Raw genomic sequence first — 21925 nt, forward strand, 5'->3', positions numbered from 1 at the left:
TAATGAAAGATGCATTTATTGGTTAGTTCATCCCCTATGTTAATATTCAATCTACCCCAATTATCTCACTTAACCTTACCAATTAATCAAAATAGGCCCGGAATTTAACATACCTTTATAAGCACTCAAATCCATAGTAAAGTCAGCCATTTTTAATGGCAAATTTGGAAGTGAATAAATGTTCGGAAATAGTTACGGAAGAGATGAAAGGGAAAATTCCTCCCCCATTACTGAAGGGGAAGAATACGATGTTAAAATTGAAGATTTAGGTAGAGATGGTGACGGCATTACCCGTATTGAAGGTTTTGTTGTTTTCGTTTCAGGAGCTAAAGTCGGAGATGAAGTTAAAATCAAAGTTAACTCTGTTCGCAGAAATTTTGGTTTTGCAGAAATAGTAGAATAAACTAGACGTAATTCTTGAAGCGAAATAAAAATCAATTTTATTAAGTTTTTTAAGAATTCACATTTTTAAAAGCCATATTTAAGGCAAATTATTTGGAGTGAATATATATGTTCGGAAGTAATTACGGAAGAGATGAAAGGGAAAATTCTGCCCCTATTAACGAAGGGGAAGAATACGATGTTAAAATTGAAGATTTAGGTAGAGATGGTGACGGCATTACCCGTATTGAAGGTTTTGTTGTTTTCGTTTCAGGAGCTAAAGTCGGTGACGAAGTTAAAATCAGAGTTAACTCCGTCAGAAGGAACTTCGGCTTCGCAGAAGTAGTTGAATAAGTAACTTATTCATATAAATCTTCTAAAATTCAGATAAAGGGAATAAAATCCAATTTTATTCCTTTTTGAATTATTTTTTCTTAAATTTTATACTAGTTTTTAATCCATTCTTTTTAACTTAAATTAAAATCCTGTTATTCTCAAAATAATTTCCTATTATTCTCAAAAATTATTTTATAAATTATTTTATTTTAGTATCTGATTTTGAAATAGGGTATTCACAAAATAGGGGTATTTACAATTTTCATTTACTTAAATTCATTTAATCATTTCATTTTCAGTTTATTAGAATAATTCATTCAGTTTTATGAGTATTAATATTATCCTTATTCGAATTTTATCATAATTTTATCAATTTATTAAATATATTAGTTTTTTATAGAGCGTAGATTGTGAGAATACGTTGAAATTATGTAATAATAGGGTTGAAATTGGGACAAATTTGGGAAAATTCATTTAAGTGATCAAGAGGAATTTAGTTATTGTGTGGTGTTTATTTTAACACTACACGCCCCCCCCCCCCCCCTTAATTTAATAAGATTATTAATAAGCAATATTACCTGGAATCTTTTTTTAAATTTCAATTAATCCTTTTTTAAATTTTAAATACATTATTAATTAGATTTTTCCGGATAGGGTGCCTTTTTTGATTTCTATTTTTTAAGCCTAATTTTTTAAGCATCATATGAAATCCAACATCAAATAATGTATTTTTTATTTAAAATGCAGAATATTGTCCACATGCTTTTGTCCACATACTTTTGGTTGTGCATGCTTTTTGGCCCCGAAGTTAAATCTTTAAAAGGACTTCTAGATGCAACAATAAAAAATCAATTTTTCCTGATTTTTTTTAAACTAAAAGTGAAAAGTTTATAAAGACCTTATTCTAAAAGTGAATTACAAGTAGAATTTAATATTCAGGCTAGTTATTTCAACGGGCAGTACTAATCCTATCGGTTGAAAAGACTTGAATCAGCAACTAAACTTAAAAAAATGTTTTAAAAGAATAGGAGGATTCAAATGCATATTATGGAAGGTTTCTTGCCCTGGCAATGGTGCCTGTTATGGTACATAGTATCCCTGCCAGTGGTGGCTTATGGAGTAGTACAGATCAAGAAGATAACTGATGAACATCCAGAATCTAAACCATTACTTGCAGTCTCAGGGGCATTTGTTTTTGTTTTATCATCGTTAAAATTACCTTCAGTTACAGGTAGTTGTTCTCACCCTACCGGTACTGGTTTGGGGGCAGTGCTCTTTGGCCCAGCAGTTGCCAGTGTACTGGGAGCCATAGTACTGGTTTTCCAGGCCCTTCTCCTGGCTCATGGGGGTCTCACCACACTAGGTGCTAACATATTCTCAATGGGAATTGTTGGCCCTGTGGTGGCCTGGTTGGTTTATAAAGGTGTTAAGAAAGCGGGCTGGTCCCCACTTATTGGAGTGTTTCTGGCGGCGTCTCTGGCTGATCTCATGACCTACGTTACCACTGCCACCCAGTTATCATTGGCTTTCCCTGTACCTACCTTTAGTGCAGCATTTGTTAATTTCATGTGGATATTTGCCATCACTCAGATACCCCTGGCCATTGCTGAGGGACTGTTAACTGTAGTGATATTTGATTACATCATGAAACTCAGGCCAGACATCCTAGAGAACTTGAAAGTTATCGGTCCTAAAATAAAGGAAAAAGTGCAGGCGGTGGTTTAGATGGATAGTAAATATTACATAGTCTTACTTGCCATGGTAGCCATTATTGCCGTAGCGCCTCTGGTCATGTACGGTGGCTTGGGTGAGGATGAGGGTTATTTTGGTGGAGCTGATGGTGCAGCGGGCACAGCTGTTGAGGAAACTGGATACACGCCCTGGTTTAGTGCCATATGGGAACCACCCAGTGGTGAAATTGAAAGCCTGCTATTCGCCTTACAAGCGGCAATAGGGGCTATAATAATTGGTTACATTTTAGGATACTTCCAGGGCCAGGCAAAGGAGCGCAAGAGAATTGAAAATGAAGTTAAAACTGCAGATGGGGCTGAGAATACTGGCCCTGAAAATTAGAAAGTAAAGGTGGTCTTAAAACTAAACTGAAATCTTTAAAGTAAACTAGAATATATATAAAGTAAAATATAAGATATATTAAAGAAAAATTGAATATATCTAAAGTAAACTTTGGGTTTCAACAATAAGTTACAGGTGATACTGGAAAATGTTTGAAAACACACTGGATAACTACGCACATTCCAACGGTCTTAGAGACATGAACACCTTCTTTAAGGTTATATTTGCAATCTCTACCATGTTGGTGAGCTTGATATCCACATCACCTGTAGTACCTTTACTTATAACTTTTTTCATGTCTGCATTAATTATTTTCCAGGCTAAAATCCCCTGGAAGTTCTACCTAAAATTCTTAGCCATTCCCTTCATTTTTGGATTCATAACCTTCATTTTCATGTCCCTCTTTTTTGGAATAGGTGCACATATCCTGGATCTGGGAGTGTTCAACCTGGCAGTTACCGAAGATGGTTTCAACCTGGGATTACTTCTTTTTTCACGTGTAATGGGTGGTTTCACCTGCATGGCATTTTTAGCATTAACCATCCCCATGACCGAACTTTTCAGTGAACTGGAACGCTTCAGGATTCCCCAGATAGTCACGGAACTAGCCATGTTAATGTATCGTTACATATTCCTCTTTTTAGATGAGGGCATTAACATGTACCATGCTCAGGAGACACGTTTAGGATACTCATCCTACCGGAAATCATTCAAATCAATGGGGATGCTGGGGAGCAACCTCTTCATAAGAACCTGGATAAAAGGTGAGCAGGCACATCTTGCCATGGAATCACGATGTTATGATGGCTCTCTGAGAACATTGAAGGCACCTGAAAGCATTCGAAGCATAGGAATCGGTAAACTGGCTTTGTTTGTTTCTTTTGAATTGATCCTGCTTATCTGTGTATATTTAACCTGGAACCTGAGAATAGTTTAATATTATCAATCCTTTTTTCAAATTAAAAAGAACAATTTTATATCTTTAATATGTAATTAGGTATTGAGTGAATCCAATGAATGTTCTAGAAACTAAAAATGTCAGTTACAAGTATCCAGATGGTACTCCAGCCCTGAGAGATGTGAACTTCAGTGCATCCAAAGGAGAAATCGTAGCCCTCCTGGGCCCAAACGGGGCTGGAAAATCTACACTCTTTTTACATTTTAACGGAATTCTCAGACCCTCTTCAGGCCAGGTCATGGTGGAAAACACTCCCCTCAACTATGATAAAAAGTCCATCCGGCAGGTTCGACAGAAAGTTGGCATCGTGTTCCAGAACCCTGATGACCAGCTATTTGCACCAACAGTCGCAGAAGACGTGGCATTCGGACCACTAAACATGGGACTCCACTCTGATGAGGTGGAAAAAAGGGTAGCCGAATCCCTTAAACGGGTGGGAATGGAAGGATTTGAGAAAAAACCACCACACCACCTCAGCGGAGGTCAGAAAAAACGGGTTGCCATAGCCGGGATACTGGCTATGAGTCCGGAGATCATGGTCCTGGATGAACCCACCAGTGGTCTGGATCCCAAGGGAGCCTCCCAGATCCTGCACATATTACACCATCTCCATCAGGAAGGTATGACCATTGTCATATCCACCCATGACGTTGATCTGGTTCCTCTTTACGCATCTCAGGTTTACATAATCAGTGAAGGACATATAATTAAGGAAGGAACCCCCCAAATTGTCTTTGGTGATGTTGAAACCATCCGAAACGCCAATCTCCGCCTGCCCCGAATCGCACACCTCATGGAAATACTTCAAAAAAAGGATGACCTTCCCTTTGACAAACCATATCCTTTAACCATTGGAGAGGCCAGGAGAAAGCTTTTAAAACATTTAGAAGAGTAATTGAGTTAGTTATATATTTAATCCACAAAATACTTCCTATTCTTATCAAAAACACAGTGGGAGTGTCTATGGCAGGAAAATCACAAGTGTCCGTGGCGCAATGCCAGTCTTATTCTTTACATGAAGTCCAAAAGGCCACCAAAACATGTATGGATTCCCTTGGCGGTCTTGATTCCTACATTAATCCTGGAGATACCGTACTCCTTAAACCGAACCTGCTCCAGGCTAAACCTCCAGAAGAGTACATCACCACCCACCCTGTCCTGGTGGAAGCAGTAATCAACCTGGTACGGGATGCTGGTGGAATGCCACAGGTAGGAGACAGTCCCGGAGCTTTTGATAGGGACATTGAGAGATACTGGAAAGTTACAGGTCTTACAGAAGTTTGTAAAAGGCTGGATGTGGAACTGGTCAATTTTGAAACTGCAGGAAGTTACCATAAAACCAGAAATGGTCGTGATTACCACATAGCCAAACCAGTTCTGGATGCCGATCTTTTGATCAACCTTCCCAAGATCAAAACTCACGGCCTCACCGTTTTCACCTGTGCCATTAAAAACCTTTATGGAACGGTTCCAGGTTTTACCAAGGTAGAGTACCATAAACAGGCCCCTAAACCCTCCGAATTCGCTGCGAGAGTTGTGGATATCTTTGCAGTGAACCAGCCCTGCCTGCACATTGTGGATGGTGTGGTGGGAATGGAAGGATCCGGCCCCTCAGCAGGCGACCCCCGAAAACTGGGTATGATCCTGGCAGGAACAGATGGCGTGGCCCTGGACAGTTTCATCACCCATACACTGGGACGCAACCCACTGGAAGTACCCACCAACAGCATAGCCTATGAGCAGGGGCTGGGAGAATCTGATATAAAAATGATAAATGTCATAGGCGAGGCCCCTGTTGTTGATAATTTCAAATGGCCCCCAAAACTGTCCTCCACACTGGAAATCATCCCCGGTCCCCTGGCACGGGGTTTGATGAAGTTCTGGTGGACCCGACCAGCCATTAACCCGGAAAAATGTAACCAGTGCAAAAGATGCCAGGAAAGCTGCCCCACACATGCACTGAGAAAACCAGGACAACTGTCAGAGGGTCAAAAATTATATATCCCGGAATTCGACTACGATGATTGTATAAACTGCCTGTGCTGTATGGAAATGTGCCCCCAGAAGGCGGTTTATCATGACAAGAGTCTACTCTATAATGTGATTTCAAGGTTTTCAGGTTCTGAGTAATCTTTAATTCTCAAAAATAAACGTAAATTTATTGTTGATGTTTTTTTATAAATTGGTGTTTGAGCACGGTTTAAATTACGTGTCCACCTCTTCTTCCTTCATATGCTTTTTCTATTGCCAATAATTTTCGATGGAAAATCTCAATTTTTGGTTTCTCCTCCTGAATTATTGCTTCATTTAATCCAAAAAAGGATAGAATGTAAAGATAATCAGAGGGAGTACCAAGTTCTGAAAGATTGTCTGGTAAATCGTATAATTCACTTAAGATCGTATCACGAACGCTATCGCCATAGTCAGTTAAAACGTATTCTTTCGTACCAAAACCTATGATACTTCTTTTTTCAAACTTGAAATAATCACGATTAAGCAGTTCTTCAATGAAAACATTTTTAAATGTCTCACTTTCGAATTTATAGCTCAATGGTCCTTTTTCATAGGTGTCAAGAATAAAGGAATCCTTGGATCTGAATGTATCTAACATAATGGATTCATATGGTTTAAATGGTGTGGAAAGGGATTTTTCAAAGTGAGGGCCTTTTTTTACAGTGACATGATCCATATTCAATAGAATCAAACGAGAAGATCTGATTTCCAGTTCTAAAATACCTTTTAAGATAAAATAGAATAAAGTGACACGGTACGGTGATTTAAAAAAATTGTCCAGATATTTAGGTCTGTATATTAATGTTACAAATTCTGCTGGGCTTAAATTAAATTTTTCAACGCATGCAGCACAATCACTGAATTCCAGAAGATTAACTTTATTATTATCCTTCTCAGGGAAGAGAGTATCCTCCGCCAAAGTTCCACATTCAGGGCAGAAATTTCCATGTTCCGGAATTTCGGAACCGCACCTGTGACAATAAACCATGATAAACCCTTATAATCACATACATCTTTTTTTAAGTTTTTCCTTCTCCTTAAACGTTTTGAAAAGAAAAACTTATTTCTTACTTTGGTTTTTAAAAATAATATATTAAAAAATTGAATTAAATTCCCTAAAAAAAAATAATAGGGGTGAATTGGTTTTTATTTTTCCCTTTTGGTGTTGAATAAACCAGTTACCATCATTAAAACGGCCAGGATGGCCACTCCCATTGGCAGACCAGTGGTTTGCATGGGAACTGTTTTAATGGCCGCGTTTACTGTTGTTGAAGTTTCAGGATCTGAATCTGAAGTAAGTCCTGATTGTGCGTAAATGACGGCTGAGCCAGTCATGACTTCCAGGTTGGGATCAAAGGTTATGGTGGTAATACTGGGTTTTATGGAATACGTACCTGGGTCTAGAACCGTTATTAAAACAACCAGGGTTGGATCTATTTGAGACAGGTCTCCCAGGTTCCAGGTAATGGTCCGTGTGCTATTGTCGTAACTGAAGTTGTTATAGCCATCAGGGGATGATGCACTTTGAAACTGCAAGCCACCAGGTATCGCAAGGGTTAGAACAGTATTTTCAGCAATTTTATCATGGTTGTTTCCAACTTTGAATGTGATCTGCACTGTGTCACCTATTGTGGGGTTGCTTTTGTCCACCTTCACATTCACATAAATGTCAGCTGAAGGTTGAATGTTTACATTAGTTTGTTTAGTATCTGTTCCTATTTTACCAGTTACATTGGCTTCTCCTGCTTCTCCTTCTGCAAATAGAGTGGTTGTGGTTATTGCATTAACTGTTGGCTTCTGAATGGATTTAGTCCCATGGTTTTCAAGGCTTCCCAGATCAGTGCTGAATTCAACCAGTGTCCCATCAGGAATATGCTCTAATGTGGGGTCATGGTAATTACCATTTGAATCGTACCTGAGATCAGCAGTAACAGTTGATTGACCATTCAGAGGGATTAATGTGGGCGATGCATTTATATGGAGTACTATGTATGGGTTGGTTTCAACTAGGCCGTTGACCAGTGTATTAGGGTCATCAAGAGAGCCCCAGTAATTGTTGGTGGCATTGAAACTATTAAAGTCGGTATTTACTATTCCGAAGTTTGAGTTACCGCTTATGGAGTTGAAATGGGCTTCATTGCTACTGTTAGTGGTGTTGATACCTACCTGGTTTCCGGTGATTATATTCCCGATAATACTGTTTTGAGTAGGATGACCAATGTTTTTCCAGCCGAGTAATTGGATCCCAATGATATTACCCGTCAGTTCGTTCTCGTTTAACAAGTTGTTATGTGCGTTAAGGAATAGGGAGATGCCCATATCGGTGTTGGATATTTTGTTTCCTATTATCTGGTTATCTGATGCAGTAATACTAATTCCGATAATGGTTTGGGTTATGATATTGTTGAGAATCTGGTTGTTTGAAGATGATTCTAAGGAAATGCCGCTATTGGTTAGTACATTCCCTGATACGGTGTTTCCGGTAGCGTTGTTTCTAAGATTGATACCACCCTCATTGTCTTGTAATTTGCAGTTTTGAACGCTGATGTTGTTGGTACCGGCTAAAAGTATGCCCTGCAGGTTATTGGATATTTGAAGGGAATTAACCTGAACATTTTCACATGAAATAAGTGCCAGGTAACCGATGGTCATGGTATTGTCAAAAATCCCCCCGTTTTGCCCTACAATGTAATATATGGGTTTTCCATTGACGGTGTTACTCTTATCAATGTCCAGTGTTTGGTAATTTGGAAGACCAAATGCTCCTCCGGCGTTTACACCAAAATTGTACTCATTGTTTTCCAAGATGTTGTTTCTTAACTGTATATTTAACGAATTAAGGATTTCCATTCCTATTTCACAGTTTTTCACTGTATTACCGGTGAGTTTATCTCCATTAGATTGACTGATATAGATTCCCCAAGGTGTACCACCTGTTACCTCATTGTTGGTTATGAGGGTATTGACAGCCTTAAAGGTATAGATTCCTCGTGTGTGATTGGTGATTTTGTTATTTAGTACCTGGTTGTTGTTTGAAAGCCACCAGCTTGAGACGCCACCATCAATCTCAATTCCATAGTCGTTGTTGTCTGAGACAGTGTTTCCTGATATTACATTTTCCCATGAACCATCGTCTACGCTGATTCCATAATCCCAATTATTTTGGACTATATTTCCACTGATATTGTTTTTGCTGGAATCATACAATTTTATTCCCCCCCTCATGAATATTGTAGAACCAATCCCGTTGCCTATTACTGTGTTGTTAGCAATTATGTTTTCATGCGCATTATTAATTGTTATTCCGTTATCGCCGCTTTTTGTCACGTTGTTATCAATTAATTGATTGTAATAAGACTGTCTAATCAAAACTCCTTCAAATATACCTATACCGGGATATCCCTGGCCATTATTGTCTATGGTGTTGTTATAGATCTTATTATAGTGCGATGAATCATCTATCATAATTCCGCATAATGGGTTTTCAGCGATGTTGTTTTTATCCAGTAAGTTATAAAATGCCCCTGAAAGAGCTATACCTATGGCATTTCCGATTAATTTGTTGTTGATTATGGTGCAGTTGTTAGCACTAGTAATACGTATCCCTGAATAACCAATCTCAAGATTTTGTATGGCATCATGGTAATGTCCGGTGGCTCCAGTGATGGTAAACCCATTTATTTTCGCACCATTTGCATTTATATTAACGGTGTTTTTGTTTGGATCGGCTGCTTGGATAATAACTGTACCTTGGGCAGTTAATGTGATATTTTCTTTGGTAATATACACGTTTTCAGGATAAGTTCCTGCTTCTACAGTTATTTCATCTCCGGCTTCAGCCTCATTTAGGGCTGCCTGGATGGTGGTGTAGCTGATGCCGGTTCGTGTGTTACGTGGATCTGGAATGGGGATATTATTCTGCTGGTCTTGGGGGGAGGTTACCGTTTTTGAAGTTGGGTCTGAATTGCCATTCTCCTCATTATTACCTGAATTTTGTAGATTTTGGAGGTCTGATGTGTTTCCTGCTGACACCACTCCACATATTGTCAGAGTGAAAATAAAGGTTAGTAATAGTAGTAATACTTGTTTTTTCACTTTTTCACCTCCTTTTACAATTTTTACATATCATTCTGATTACCAGAACAGTGGTAACCTAGTTATGTCTTAATTACTCACACATTCTATCTAAGTACTCACATATATTTTTATGGTTTTGAAAAACAATGTTACTGTATGATATCAATATAATGGAATAAGAGAAACGAATATTCACCTATCAAAAATAGAAAGAACTTTAAATAAATGGGTTTTGAAGTTTGATCCGAATTTTACAATTTATTATAAGAAAAGAGTTGAAATAATATTTCAGTTACAAAATTAGAGGTCATTTAATTAAGATTTTATAATGTGGTTCATGCTTTTAATAAAATTCTCCAGGGCCTCATCATAGTTAACGAAACTCCTGCCATGGTATTTTTCCGTTGTTAATATATATATGAATGCAGTTGTGGTCAGAACCAGTGTCTGGGGGTCTATTTTATCACTTTTAACGTGTTGGTCAATATAAGTGGTTAAGTTATTTATATACATAGTCATGGTAGGTTCAAGTATTGATGAGTCTTCATTGAGAAAAATACTAAATGATTCAATATGGTTCTGGTAAAAACGGGCCATATCTCTAATAAATGACTCTAAAAACTCTGCCTGGGTTTTAGGTGCATTATCCCTAAGCAGGGAATCAAGATCTCCCTGCATTCGTTCCAGACTCTGGTTCAAAACCATGTTAAAAAGGTTTTCTTTAGTTTTGAATTTCCTAAATAGGGTAAATTCACTTAAACCTGACTCCTGGGCAATACTTTTAGTGGTAGCGGCACTATACCCTCGTTTAGCGAATATTTTCAGGGCTGCATTTAATATTTTTTCTTCAGTTTTTTGAGTCATAGGCTTCTCAATCTTTAACCAAATGAATTAATTATTAACCAAATGAATTAATTCTTTTTTATTATAATGAATATTATAATGAATAAATGAGAATTCAGACCAGAATCAAGAATAAAAATGAGGGATAAGTTTTCCCCATTTAATCAGCGATCTTAATGGCCTTGGTAGGGCAGGAAGTGGTGCAGAATCCGCAGCCAATACATTTCTGGTTATCCAGTTCCACAGTCCAGTCTTCCTCCATTTTAATGGCATCCACTGGACACAGGCTGATGCATTCACCACAATCTATGCATTTTTCTTCATCCTTTTTAACCACTTTCTTGATGGGATTAAGCTGGATGCCCTCTTTCTCCATGTACTTTATTCCTTCTTCTGCTTCACTGCCACTGATTTCAATGAGCATTTTACCACCCTTGGGGGTGATATCTGCCTTTAGGATGTTGAAGGTCACATCGAAGTTTTTTATCAGGTCGGAGATCACAGTTTTATTTACAATACTAGGGGAGAATTTAAGCCAGGCTTTCATTGGGAACCACCTTCCTTGTTGTTCTGGGAGCAAATTAGTCTGGAGATGTCTTCGGCAGTGATCATTCCCTTAACCCGGTTTTCCCGGTCAACTATGGGCACACCGGATATTTCGTGTTTATCAATACGCCGGGCAATGAGTTCCACTGGTTCATCCTCCATGGCCACAACCACTTTCTTGGTCATTACCTCAGTGAGTTTCCTGCTGTCCTTGGCCACTGCATGAGCAATATCCCAACTAGTCACAATACCCATGAGCCGGTCTGCATGGTCCACCACTGGCAGATGGTTAACATTGTTATCCACCATTTTCCGGGCAACGCCAGAAATAGCCTCTTCAGCACGGGCAGTGATTACAGGTTTGATCTTAAGGTCCCGTACCATGATGGATGGTCGTTTAATATCAAGGGGCTTGACTGTGCATCCTGAGGATGGGAGATTATTCACGGGATGAGTCAGGAAGAATTCACCATTATCAATCCATTTTTTAAGCTCTTCAGCCACTTCCAGTGCCTTTTTAAAGGATGAAAGTGGGGAGGTTTGTACCTCATTTCCATTAATTTCAATTTTACCGGTTCGAAGTTCCTGGTAATTGGTTTCGGTCACCGCCGGGCGGCTCCGGCGGGGAACACCATAGTCATAAATATTGCAGGATATATCCTGGTCGCTGACACCAGTACGGCGGGCGATATCCTCATTTAAAACTGGAATGGGAATACCAGCACCCACATATAATGTGGGACCGTACTTGGGCATGGTAGCTCCTCGGATGTACTCTGCGTCCATCTGTTTCATGTCACCTTTAAGCATCAGTGTCCCGGCTGAATCTACAGGAACACCATTCCTGCGCTCACCATCAGTGGCGTGCTGGGTTCCCTCTCCTAAAATATAACCCTGACTTCCACACAGGAATATCCGGGTACCCATACCAATAGTCTGGAAGTAAGGGTCATTTAAAAGTGGGCTGAGCTCCCCTGCACTGGAGTAACTCACATTACCCATTTGAGGTAAGAGAGTGCCCATGTAAGTGTATATAGTTTCTTCAGTGGAGTTGGTGGCTGCAGCGTAGTTCTGATAACAGTTCCGGGGGTTAACCATAACTGCCTGGTTAATATTTTCCAGGCTGAGGAAGGTATGAACATCTGTACGGGGATAACAGTCTGTTCCGTAGGCTTCTGCCACCAGTTCAACCTCTTTTCCCCTGATGAGATCTTCCAGAAGATGGGCACCACCATAATCTAAGCCTATATCCGGATTACGGTGGGGTTGAGTGGCCCCTAAATAGGCATCAACAGCAGCCAGACCAGAATAGGCCTCCACACCATTCAGGTAGGTGCGGCTAATTTTGATGGGTGGATCGGAGTGTCCGAAGTTGAAGAATGCACCTGAGGAACACATAGCACCAAATGTACCGGTGGTGACAACATCCACTTCTTTTGCAGCTTCTTCTGCACCCTTCTCCTGCACAATACGGGTCATCTCAACCGCAGTAACCACTACTGCGTCCCCGTCTTTAATTTTCTGGTTTATTTCCTCTATGGTCTTCAATTTTTTCACATCCGGTGCTTTTTTGTAATAATAATCCCTTGATAGGAAAGAAATAATAATATTAATGATTTCTAAGCTATTTAACCCGTACATTATATATTTATTTTTCCATATAATTTTATAGAGTCATGAATATCCCCTGAAGGAATTTATTCATTAAACAAAATTCTTTTAAGTTCCTGCAGATTCATGGTAATTAACGGCTCTGCACTGGGATCCGCCAATATTTTAAACTGCTCCAGATCAGTTTCCAAATAGAGTTCATTCAACACATTCTGAAGCTCTGGAATTGGCTTGTCTATGATTCTCCTTATATCTTGCAGGTTTTCATCAGTCAATTTACTTTTATATTCTCTTATTCCCTCTTCATATGCTTCTACTCCGTTTATATCTTTGGAAACATAATCATTTATTACAAATGTGGGCATCTGCTCCACTCCACGCAGAATCCTCCACATATCATTGGTTTTAACTTTTACTCCCAACAATTCATCCACACATTTTGCTGCTCTTATGGCCCGGTCATTGCTTCCACGACCGTAAACTACTGAAGCAAGAACTGCACCTATTAAAACGGCAAAGAACAAGTATAATTGATGTTCTCCAATGGATGAAAGAGGATATCCTGCAAAATAAAATATAATGCCTACAAAAAATGCGGTTCCGGTTATGAATGTCAAAATAGCTAGGATAATTGCTATTATTTTATTTTTGATCAATTCTTACACCCTTTATTTATCATTGCATTGTTTATTTATATTCAAAGCCTTAAATTTAATTAATCTTTTAACTAAATTAATTAATCCTTAAACTAAATTAATTAATCTTTAAAATTATATGTCATGAAGATCATATTAAAAGTGGAGATAACATGAAAACGGAGCTAGATCTGGACTTACTGGGAAAAATACTGGAATCAGTGGAAAAACATGTTGACTATGCAGATATACGAGTCAATGAAAGTCAGAACACAGTTATTGTCATGAAGGATGGGAAAATCCAGGAAATCAGATCCGGATCTGATCTAGGTGCATGTATCCGAGTATTGAAACAGGGTGCATGGGGATTTTCCTACACCACACGACTGGATCGTCTGGATCATGTGGCTGAATCTGCACTTAAACTGGCCAGTGTCCTTTCCAGTGATGTGGAATTAGCACCTGCTGAAATCAGAACAGATAAGATAACCTCCAACGCCCGCATCAAACTATCTGATGTTTCATTGGAGGATAAGAAACTGGTTATGTCCGAGGTGGAGCAGGCCGCCAACCTGGATAAGGTGGTAAGTACCACTGTTAACTACGTAGATGCAGAGGGAATCAGCATATTTTTAAACTCAGAAGGATCCTCCATTACAATGGAAGAAAACAGGGTAGCTCTCTTTTTAAACGCTGTAGCAGCATCAGAAAATGGTATCCAATTCGGACACAAGAGCACTGGTGGGGCGAAGGGTTTTGAGGTTATTGAATCCGAAGATCTGGAACTCCTGGGGAGAACTGCTGCTTCCAAGGCAGTCAGGTTACTCGATGCCAGTTTACCTCCCTCCGGACGCTACCCTATAATCATGGACCCGGAGCTCACCGGAGTTTTCATCCATGAAGCAGTGGGCCATGCCTCTGAGGCTGACCTGATACTCCAGAACGACTCCATTTTAAAGGGAAAAATGGGAGCCTCCATAGGTTCCCCACTGGTTACCATAGTGGATGATGCCAGTATGGATGCCTTCGGTTACTATGCCTACGATGCAGAGGGAGTAAAAACCAGTGAAAACGTACTGGTACAGGACGGCACACTGGTATCTCTTTTAAGCTCCAGGGAAACAGCAGCTAAACTAAACATCCAATCCAGTGGAAACGCACGGTCAGGAGTAGGAGATCAGCCCATTGTCCGCATGAGCAACACCTACCTTAAACCAGGCCAGATGAACTTCGAAGAGTTAATTGAAGATATGGATAATGGAATATACCTTAAAGGATCCAGGGGTGGGCAGGTAGACACCGGTAAAGGTGTTTTCCAGTTCAACGCGGCTGAATCATTCTTAATCGAGGATGGTGAGGTTAAAGATCCTCTCCGGGATGTTTCACTCTCCGGTAATATCCTGGAGATACTGCAAAAAGTGGATGCAGTAGGATCTGACTTCCATTTAGGAGTAGGATTCTGTGGTAAAGCCGGTCAAACAGCTCCAGTGGGAGATGGTGGCCCACACACCAGGGTCAGCGAAGCAACAGTTGGAGGCGCCAGTTAAGGCGAAATGAACAGTGGAGACGCAGTGGAACTAAAAATCAACAGTGGGAGGGTCCATGATGATAAGTGATGGAGAAGGGGAATTTCTGGTAAAATTAGCAAGAAACGCCATTGAAACCTACATAACTCATAAAAAGATCATAAACATTCCTGATGATGTTAACCCTAGCCTAAAGGAGGAAATGGGAGCTTTTGTAACCTTAAATCGTGATGGGGATTTAAGGGGCTGTATTGGCTACCCAGAACCAGTAAAACCCTTAGCCCAGGCAGTGGTGGAGGTTGCTATAAGTGCAGCCACCCAGGACCCACGCTTCCCACCAGTCACCGCAACAGAACTAGAAGAGATCCAAGTGGAAGTAAGTGTGCTCACCAAACCAGAACTGGTTGAAGTTGGAAAACCAGCAGAATACCTGGAAAAGGTAGAAGTGGGCCGTGATGGGCTTATTGTGGAGAAGGGAATGTACCGTGGTCTGCTGCTTCCCCAGGTTCCAGTGGAATGGAACTGGGATATTGGAGACTTTCTGGCCAATACCTGTATTAAAGCTGGTTTATCCCCGGATTGCTGGTTAGAGGAAGGTGTGAAATTATACAGTTTCCAATCACAGATATTTTCTGAATAGTTAAATTAAAATTCAGATATTCTAAAATAAAATGAATATTCCAATTAATAAAAGTGGAGATTTCAAATAAAACAGAACTATACTTTAGTAATCACAATCACTATTATATAAAGGAATATTTTTAAGGAAGATTAAATTAGTAAAAAGTAAGGATTCATTATGCTTTAAACTTTAATTACTATTTCAAGAACCTTTTAAAAAGCAAATTTAACCAGAAATAAATTAAGAAAAATGTGAAATAATGTTTTTACCTAACATACCAACCTCCGAGGAAGTAATTGACAAAGCATTCCGTCGGGCTAAAAAAGCTGCGGCCCGGGTCCGAACATCCAAGATCCACCGTCAGCATAAATCAAAACGAATAGAGGAAGTCAGAGTTCAGACTGCTTGCCAGGTGATTAAAGACACCTTTGAAGAAATCCTTGAGAAAACACCCCATGTGGAAGAACTCCCCATGTTTTACCAGGACTACATTGATGTAGCGGTGGGTGTTGATGAACTTAAAAAATCACTGGGAGCATTGAACTGGGCTAACGGAGTTTTAGAAAAACTACAGAACCAGTACACCTTCAAAATACGAAGATCACCTCCTGAAAACGCTTCACAGGTAAGAAGAGCTGCATTTGGAAGAATATCCTCGGTGGTGAAGCGTATAAGTGATGAACTTGACTTTTTAAACTATGCCAAGCAGAAGTTGCGTAACGTGCCAACCGTGGATACTGAAGCCACCACTGCAGTTATTGCAGGGTTTCCCAATGTAGGAAAATCCACACTACTAAGACAGATCACCAATGCAGAACCTGAAGTAGCTGATTACCCATTCACCACCAAAGGAATTCAAATAGGACATTTCGAACTCCGCTGGCAGAAGTACCAGATTATCGACACTCCGGGGCTTCTGGATCGGCCGGTGCAGGAGATGAACCAGATAGAACTCAACGCCATGGTGGCACTGGAGCACCTGGCAGATCTTATCCTTTTCATATTCGATCCATCACAAACTTCAGGATTCCCTGTGGAAAACCAGGTAAATCTGTACTGGGAGATAAAAAAGATATTCAGAAATACCCCAGTTCTGTCCATCTTCAATAAAATGGACCTGGTGGATGATGAAGAAAATGTTAAGTACATTGAACAACATATTAATACAAGTGATGAGCCCCTGATGGTCGCTGCATCTGAAGGTAGTGGCATATCAGAGATAATCAAAAAATTAGAGGAATTCAACAGAGAAGATAAGAGCAATATGGGAGAATAATCTTATCTTAAACGTTTTAAACGTTAATTTCTCTGATTAGGGGAATAATCCTCAGCTTATCAAATAAGAAATCTCCCTAAAATTTTGGATAGTATTTTTAAGGTATGTGAGGGATTTCTATGGATGGAAAGAAAACAAAACTAGAACCCAAAGGCAAAGACACCAAGGAAGAAATTATATCCAAAGCTTCTGAAGTAAAAGATTCTGTTTCAGAAAAAGGTGAAGAAGTTAAAGCCAAAGCTGTAGAAGTAAAAGATTCTGTTTCAGAAAAAGGAGAAGAAGTTAAAGTTAAAGCTTCTGAAACTAAAGACACAGTCTCTGATAAAGGTAAAGAATTCAGGGAAAGTGCATCTGAGAAAACAGAAGAGCTACGCACTACTGCAGAGAAAATGGTTAATGATGTTTTAAAAACACTGCGCGAGAAACAGGAAGACCTGGGAAAAACCATCAATGATTACACAGCACCCACCACACCATACGTGGACATCATTGACACATCTAGTGAGTTTATACTTATAGCAGACCTTCCCGGAGTTGAAAAAGACGGCTTATCAGTTGATGTTACCAACGAATCTGTGACCATCACTGCTACTTTCCCCGAAGGAATGGAAGGTGAAGATGTTAATTACGTAAAAAGGGAGAGAGGTTCTGGGGAAGTTACCCGCACCCTTAAATTACCTGCTGAGATCAAGATCAAAGAGGCCAATGCCAATTTTGAAGAATACATCCTCACCATAAAACTTCCCAAGGAAATTGCAGAAACCCAAAAATTAGAGATCAATTAATCTGGGATTATAAAGTATCCCAGAAAATCTTTTATTTTTTTAATCTATTAAATTCAAATATTATTCCAGTATTTAAATCCTATTTTGAACAATTAAATAAATCCAGACCAGTTTAATTCTTTTTTAATTCAATTTTTATTAAATCTGGATAGGTTTTTATTCTTTTTTTAAGGTTCAATTTATTAAATCCAGATTTATCGGCAAACTAATGATTATTTGCCATTTAAATATCTTTAAATCAAAAAAAATAGGTTGACTGGTGAAATCTAATACCGAACCTTCCCAATGTGTCTGGTGCTTCCGGGGTCTTCGTTGTTGAAGTGGGCCAGGTAATATATGAACCATTCTAGGGGAACAACCAGTACGAATGGTGCCAGCAGTGGGTTTATATTGGAATAGTCCTGCATTTTGTATATTATGTTCTCTGCCCCTACTTTTCGGGAGAATTCTATTGATTTGCGAGTGAATTCATCTCCAGGGTAGTTGGCGTCGAGGAATATTACTGGGATGTTCTTTTCTACTCTTTCGATGAGTCCGTGGCGGAATTCTCCGGAGTACAGGGGGCAGGCGTGTTTGAGTGCGCCTTCCATTAACATGGTCATGGCTAGTTTGTAGGCTAGTCCGTAGTTGGGGCCGCTTCCCATGCAGTAAAATATATCGTAATTGGCGTATTTTTGGGCTAGGGTTTTGTTTTCTTCTTCAGTTTTCTTTAAGAGGTCCTGGGTGATTTGGGGGATTTTCAAAAGGTCATTAAGGACTTCTTTGGATTGGGATGAGTTTTCTGTGGTGAAAAGGATCTGGTAGAGGCACATGAGTTGTGTCATGTAGGTTTTGGTGCCCAGTATGGCGGTTTCTCTGTTGCATCGGGTTAGAACTACGTCTTCGGACTCCTGCATCATGGTGCTTTTTTCTTCGTTGATAATGGATACGGTGTACATTCCTTTATTTTGTGCTCTTCGGAGTGCTGCCAGGGTGTCGGCTGTTTCTCCGGATTGGGATGTTAAAATTACTCCTGCATTTTTTTCCTGGAGTTTTTTATGGTAAAAGAATTCGTAACCTGTGTAAACTTCCAGGTCCCTGTTTGAAATGATGTTCATAGCATCTTTAGATGAAAAACATGTTGAAAGTGAGCTTCCACATCCTACCAAGTATATTTTGTCGAATTCTTCTAATTTCTCACTTATTTCTTTCATGTGAGATTTTTCCGTTTCCATGGTGTCCTTTAAAGAGCGGGGCTGCTCCATCATCTCTTCATACATCTTATAATGCATTTTAGTCCCTCAATATTTATATAATCGTAATTAAATGGGTTTCTATTAATACTAAACCCGGTGATTCGTTTAATAGTTACTTATCATTATTCCTGGGCTACAAATGATTATCAAATTTTTTTTGAAATCAGTAATCCATCTTTCCAGTAATTCATCTTTCTATGATATATTTCAATCATGGTATAATAACTTCTTCTTTTAGGGTGGGCTGCCACTTCCAAAGGTATAAAAATGGCCCCATTCTAAACTGGGGTGACGTGATCGACGTGATCAATTAGGGGGTAGTATTTTCCTGGTGAATGTACTGGTTTTTTACCGGTTGATTGATCTTTAAATTGTACTGGTTGATGATCTTAAATTTTATTGGTTGATTGATCTTTAAAAAATATGGTGATTTTCATACATTAGTATCTATGTTTATATTCTATTCTGGGGAGAAAATAGTTTGGCCAGGCACACTGCCATTTCTGCCAGTTCTTCTGGTTGGTTTCCCACCATCACAATCATGGGCTCTTTTCCCCAGGCACCCTTGTGGTATATGACATCTGGAACAGCACCTAGATTCTGCACTGCCACTTCAACACCCCATGATATGGTGCTTCCCTCTTTTTCGGATACTTCTGATGGTTCCTGGTTTCGGTCGTAGCTGGAAACCCTTAAACCCAGCCTATGGCATATTTCCACCAGATCAGGGTGGTATTTAATGTTTATGGCGCTGAGTTTTTCAGGGTCATGTTTCATTACACTTAAAACCAGGCGGGCCATATGGGATGAAGCACCAAAATCAGGCCTGGAAACAGCTTTTGGAATGCCTTTAACGGCGGTTATACGTCCAGGGATTCCTGCAACGTCTTTTATGGTCTGGGCATTCTCTCGTGCCATTACAATATTGCTCCGGACTTCAGGAATTAAGTGTGTAAATTCAGGTGATTCCTCCAGAATCTGCACTGCCCTTTCGAGCTTCTCTATTATCATGTAGATGAGTTTAAAACCTATGGAATATAAGTTTTGGTGTAATTTTTTATTGAATCATTCGAATTTTTTTTATTCACCCAGAATATTTTATTTATAGACATATGTATTATCATCAAAAACACTCTATACTGTTGCATTGGTATAACACCTCAGTATCTAATTCACTGACTGATATAACTATACATTAAAAACCCTTTTTAATGATATTTAACTTCTTTCGCAGGGTTATAATTCAGTTTTTATAATTTCGGGGAATAAATGATGTATTTAAGGATATATTGAACATGAATAATAGTTCAAAAAGTTTATGGGCCTCCATTAACCAATTATTTTATTATTTTTTTAATAAAATCGATTTTAATCTGAATTCAACCTTAATTACATTCTTCACGTACTTTTACCCATAATAATCAATAGATTTATCCCAATAATGTCTAAATAATGTCTAAAATCTGGTTGGGGTTTTGGAATATTGTTTTAAGAGAACATTACTTCTAAATTTGAGGGCACGCCTCTGGGTGAGCCTCCGATGATGAGGGTGTCATCAAAGGAAGATCATAGCTGGGAATCATCATCACCAATTCTGATTCTGAGGGTTTTAAATCTAAAAAAGCTTGATTTAAGGGTTTTTTTGGCAAAAATGAATGAAAAGATTTATATGCACAAAAGGACGATCTTATTGTGTCAGGAACCTCTATCTGTGTTCAACTGACATGCAGACATTGAGGGGGCATAATACTGAAACAACAATTGTTGCTAGCTACGCTACTCTTACTCACAGTAGCCATGCTGGCCCCTAGTATTAACTATGCCACCCCAAATCAGTCAGATTCAGTTAATTTCACGAACACAACCAACATCAGTGAGATAGTAGAAAACACCACAGACTCAGTTAATATTCAGAATACAACCACCACGGTGGTTAGCGATACAGAAAACAATCAGCAAGAAAACCAGACATCAGAAAGCACCAACAACACTCAAAATAGTTCATCCGATAACAGTAACCAAACAAACACCATTCAGAATAACACTGCGGCAGCATCAGATGGAACCTACAATAATGTCCACGGGTTATGGTTAAATACGGACGACGTAAATAACGTCGATGTCAACGAATTAATAAGAGCCGGAATAACGGACATATTCGTCAAGGCAAACCGCATATCATCTCCAACATATCAAACGGTCCTGACGACCATAATTAACAAACTACAAGGTACAGAAATACGGATCCATGCCTGGATAACCTGTTTCGTAGATGAAAACGGGCACTGGGTTGATCCTAAAGACAGTGATACCACTGACGCACTGGTAAATACCATAGCAGATATCACAACAAACTACAACATCGCTGGAATTCACCTAGACTACGTTCGCTATCCTGGAACCGCTTACCAACACTCCGGAGGCACAGAAGCCATAACCAGCTTCGTCCAGAGAGTGTACACCACAGTAAAATCCATAAAGGCAAAAGTAGCAGTTTCAGCTGCACTAATGCCTGAAGGAGCAGTCAACGCATACTACTACGGGCAGGACTACACCCAGCTATCCAACTACCTGGACTTCCTGGTCCCCATGATTTACGAGGGGAACTACAACGAAGACAATGAATGGATAACCTCGGCCACTGCTTACATAGTCAGCCACTCTACCAAACCCGTAGTTGCTGGATTACAAACATATCAAAGCGACAACAACGTGGTAGCGTTATCAGCCGAAGAAATCAATGAAGATATAGAATCAGCCATAGCTGGAGGCTCATCAGGATTTGTGCTCTTCAGATACGGATGGCTGGATAAAGATTTCTTCCAAAACACTTCCACCACAACCTTCACTCCGGAGCAGATTGCTGCTGCTGCGGTGAATGTTAAGGCTTACATTGAAACTAATAAGTGTTTGCCTAGTACGGTGAGTGTTGCGGGTGTTTCTGTGAATATTGCCCAGTATTTGTATCTGGCCTGTCAGGCTTCGGTGCAGATCGGTAGTGGCAGTAA

The 21925-nt window shown here is 39.5% G+C and carries 20 protein-coding genes; 12 read left to right on the plus strand and 8 right to left on the minus strand.

What is annotated here, in order from left to right; translation table 11 throughout:
• Positions 1-178 precede the first annotated feature (178 nt).
• From HY987_RS03465 to HY987_RS03495, 7 genes are all read left to right on the plus strand, one after another.
• Positions 179-403 carry a TRAM domain-containing protein gene (locus tag HY987_RS03465; protein WP_292755664.1) on the plus strand — a complete coding sequence of 75 codons (225 nt, stop codon included), beginning with the start codon at positions 179-181 and terminating at the stop codon, positions 401-403.
• A 107-nt stretch (positions 404-510) separates the two neighbouring features.
• Positions 511-735 (plus strand): TRAM domain-containing protein, encoded by a 225-nt coding sequence (locus HY987_RS03470; protein WP_004031993.1) that lies wholly within the window; start codon positions 511-513, stop codon positions 733-735.
• 1020 nt (positions 736-1755) lie between these two features.
• A complete protein-coding gene (gene cbiM / locus HY987_RS03475; protein WP_292755666.1) occupies positions 1756-2442 on the plus strand; it encodes a cobalt ECF transporter S component CbiM in 687 nt (228 codons plus the stop codon).
• Complete coding sequence (locus HY987_RS03480) at positions 2443-2790, plus strand: energy-coupling factor ABC transporter substrate-binding protein (RefSeq protein ID WP_292755668.1); 348 nt, start codon at positions 2443-2445, stop codon at positions 2788-2790.
• A 148-nt stretch (positions 2791-2938) separates the two neighbouring features.
• On the plus strand, positions 2939-3727 hold the full coding sequence (gene cbiQ / locus HY987_RS03485) for a cobalt ECF transporter T component CbiQ (protein ID WP_292755670.1): 789 nt from the start codon (positions 2939-2941) through the stop codon (positions 3725-3727).
• A 76-nt stretch (positions 3728-3803) separates the two neighbouring features.
• Positions 3804-4643 carry an ATP-binding cassette domain-containing protein gene (locus HY987_RS03490; protein WP_292755672.1) on the plus strand — a complete coding sequence of 280 codons (840 nt, stop codon included), beginning with the start codon at positions 3804-3806 and terminating at the stop codon, positions 4641-4643.
• Between the two features lie 68 nt (positions 4644-4711).
• Positions 4712-5878 carry a DUF362 domain-containing protein gene (locus HY987_RS03495; RefSeq protein ID WP_292755674.1) on the plus strand — a complete coding sequence of 389 codons (1167 nt, stop codon included), beginning with the start codon at positions 4712-4714 and terminating at the stop codon, positions 5876-5878.
• Between the two features lie 70 nt (positions 5879-5948).
• On the opposite strand, the gene HY987_RS03500 is transcribed toward HY987_RS03495, so the two are convergent.
• From HY987_RS03500 to HY987_RS03525, 6 genes are all read right to left on the minus strand, one after another.
• Entirely contained in the window at positions 5949-6749 is an 801-nt protein-coding gene (locus HY987_RS03500; protein WP_292755676.1) for a zinc ribbon domain-containing protein, read from the minus strand.
• Between the two features lie 158 nt (positions 6750-6907).
• Positions 6908-9856 (minus strand): NosD domain-containing protein, encoded by a 2949-nt coding sequence (locus HY987_RS03505; protein WP_292755678.1) that lies wholly within the window; start codon positions 9854-9856, stop codon positions 6908-6910.
• Between the two features lie 297 nt (positions 9857-10153).
• Positions 10154-10702, minus strand: coding sequence for a TetR/AcrR family transcriptional regulator (locus tag HY987_RS03510; protein WP_292755680.1), 549 nt, complete (start codon positions 10700-10702; stop codon positions 10154-10156).
• Positions 10703-10841: 139 nt separating this feature from the next.
• On the minus strand, positions 10842-11228 hold the full coding sequence (locus HY987_RS03515) for a 4Fe-4S dicluster domain-containing protein (protein ID WP_292755682.1): 387 nt from the start codon (positions 11226-11228) through the stop codon (positions 10842-10844).
• Entirely contained in the window at positions 11225-12775 is a 1551-nt protein-coding gene (locus HY987_RS03520) for a homocysteine biosynthesis protein (RefSeq protein ID WP_292755688.1), read from the minus strand. Before HY987_RS03520 ends, HY987_RS03515 begins: the two co-directional genes overlap by 4 nt.
• 149 nt (positions 12776-12924) lie before the next feature.
• A complete protein-coding gene (locus HY987_RS03525) occupies positions 12925-13494 on the minus strand; it encodes a hypothetical protein (protein ID WP_292755690.1) in 570 nt (189 codons plus the stop codon).
• Between the two features lie 152 nt (positions 13495-13646).
• Here HY987_RS03525 and HY987_RS03530 point away from each other — a divergent pair, with 152 nt between their 5' ends.
• The 4 genes from HY987_RS03530 (at position 13647) to HY987_RS03545 (ending at position 17682) form a co-directional block, all read left to right on the plus strand.
• On the plus strand, positions 13647-15020 hold the full coding sequence (locus HY987_RS03530; protein WP_292755695.1) for a TldD/PmbA family protein: 1374 nt from the start codon (positions 13647-13649) through the stop codon (positions 15018-15020).
• Between the two features lie 58 nt (positions 15021-15078).
• Complete coding sequence (locus tag HY987_RS03535) at positions 15079-15639, plus strand: TIGR00296 family protein (protein ID WP_292755785.1); 561 nt, start codon at positions 15079-15081, stop codon at positions 15637-15639.
• Between the two features lie 241 nt (positions 15640-15880).
• Complete coding sequence (locus HY987_RS03540) at positions 15881-16897, plus strand: NOG1 family protein (RefSeq protein WP_292755700.1); 1017 nt, start codon at positions 15881-15883, stop codon at positions 16895-16897.
• A gap of 119 nt (positions 16898-17016) precedes the next feature.
• Entirely contained in the window at positions 17017-17682 is a 666-nt protein-coding gene (locus HY987_RS03545) for an Hsp20 family protein (protein WP_292755707.1), read from the plus strand.
• Positions 17683-17948: 266 nt separating this feature from the next.
• On the opposite strand, the gene HY987_RS03550 is transcribed toward HY987_RS03545, so the two are convergent.
• Together HY987_RS03550 and HY987_RS03555 are read right to left on the minus strand one after the other, a co-directional pair.
• On the minus strand, positions 17949-18953 hold the full coding sequence (locus HY987_RS03550; protein ID WP_292755711.1) for an SIS domain-containing protein: 1005 nt from the start codon (positions 18951-18953) through the stop codon (positions 17949-17951).
• Between the two features lie 417 nt (positions 18954-19370).
• Complete coding sequence (locus HY987_RS03555; RefSeq protein ID WP_292755731.1) at positions 19371-19928, minus strand: thiamine-phosphate synthase family protein; 558 nt, start codon at positions 19926-19928, stop codon at positions 19371-19373.
• Between the two features lie 750 nt (positions 19929-20678).
• Here HY987_RS03555 and HY987_RS03560 point away from each other — a divergent pair.
• Positions 20679-21925 (plus strand): putative glycoside hydrolase (locus tag HY987_RS03560; protein WP_292755737.1); only part of this gene is annotated, 1247 nt, incomplete at its 3' end.

The sequence above is a fragment of the Methanobacterium sp. genome (genome assembly GCF_016217785.1).
Classification (GTDB): domain Archaea; phylum Methanobacteriota; class Methanobacteria; order Methanobacteriales; family Methanobacteriaceae; genus Methanobacterium.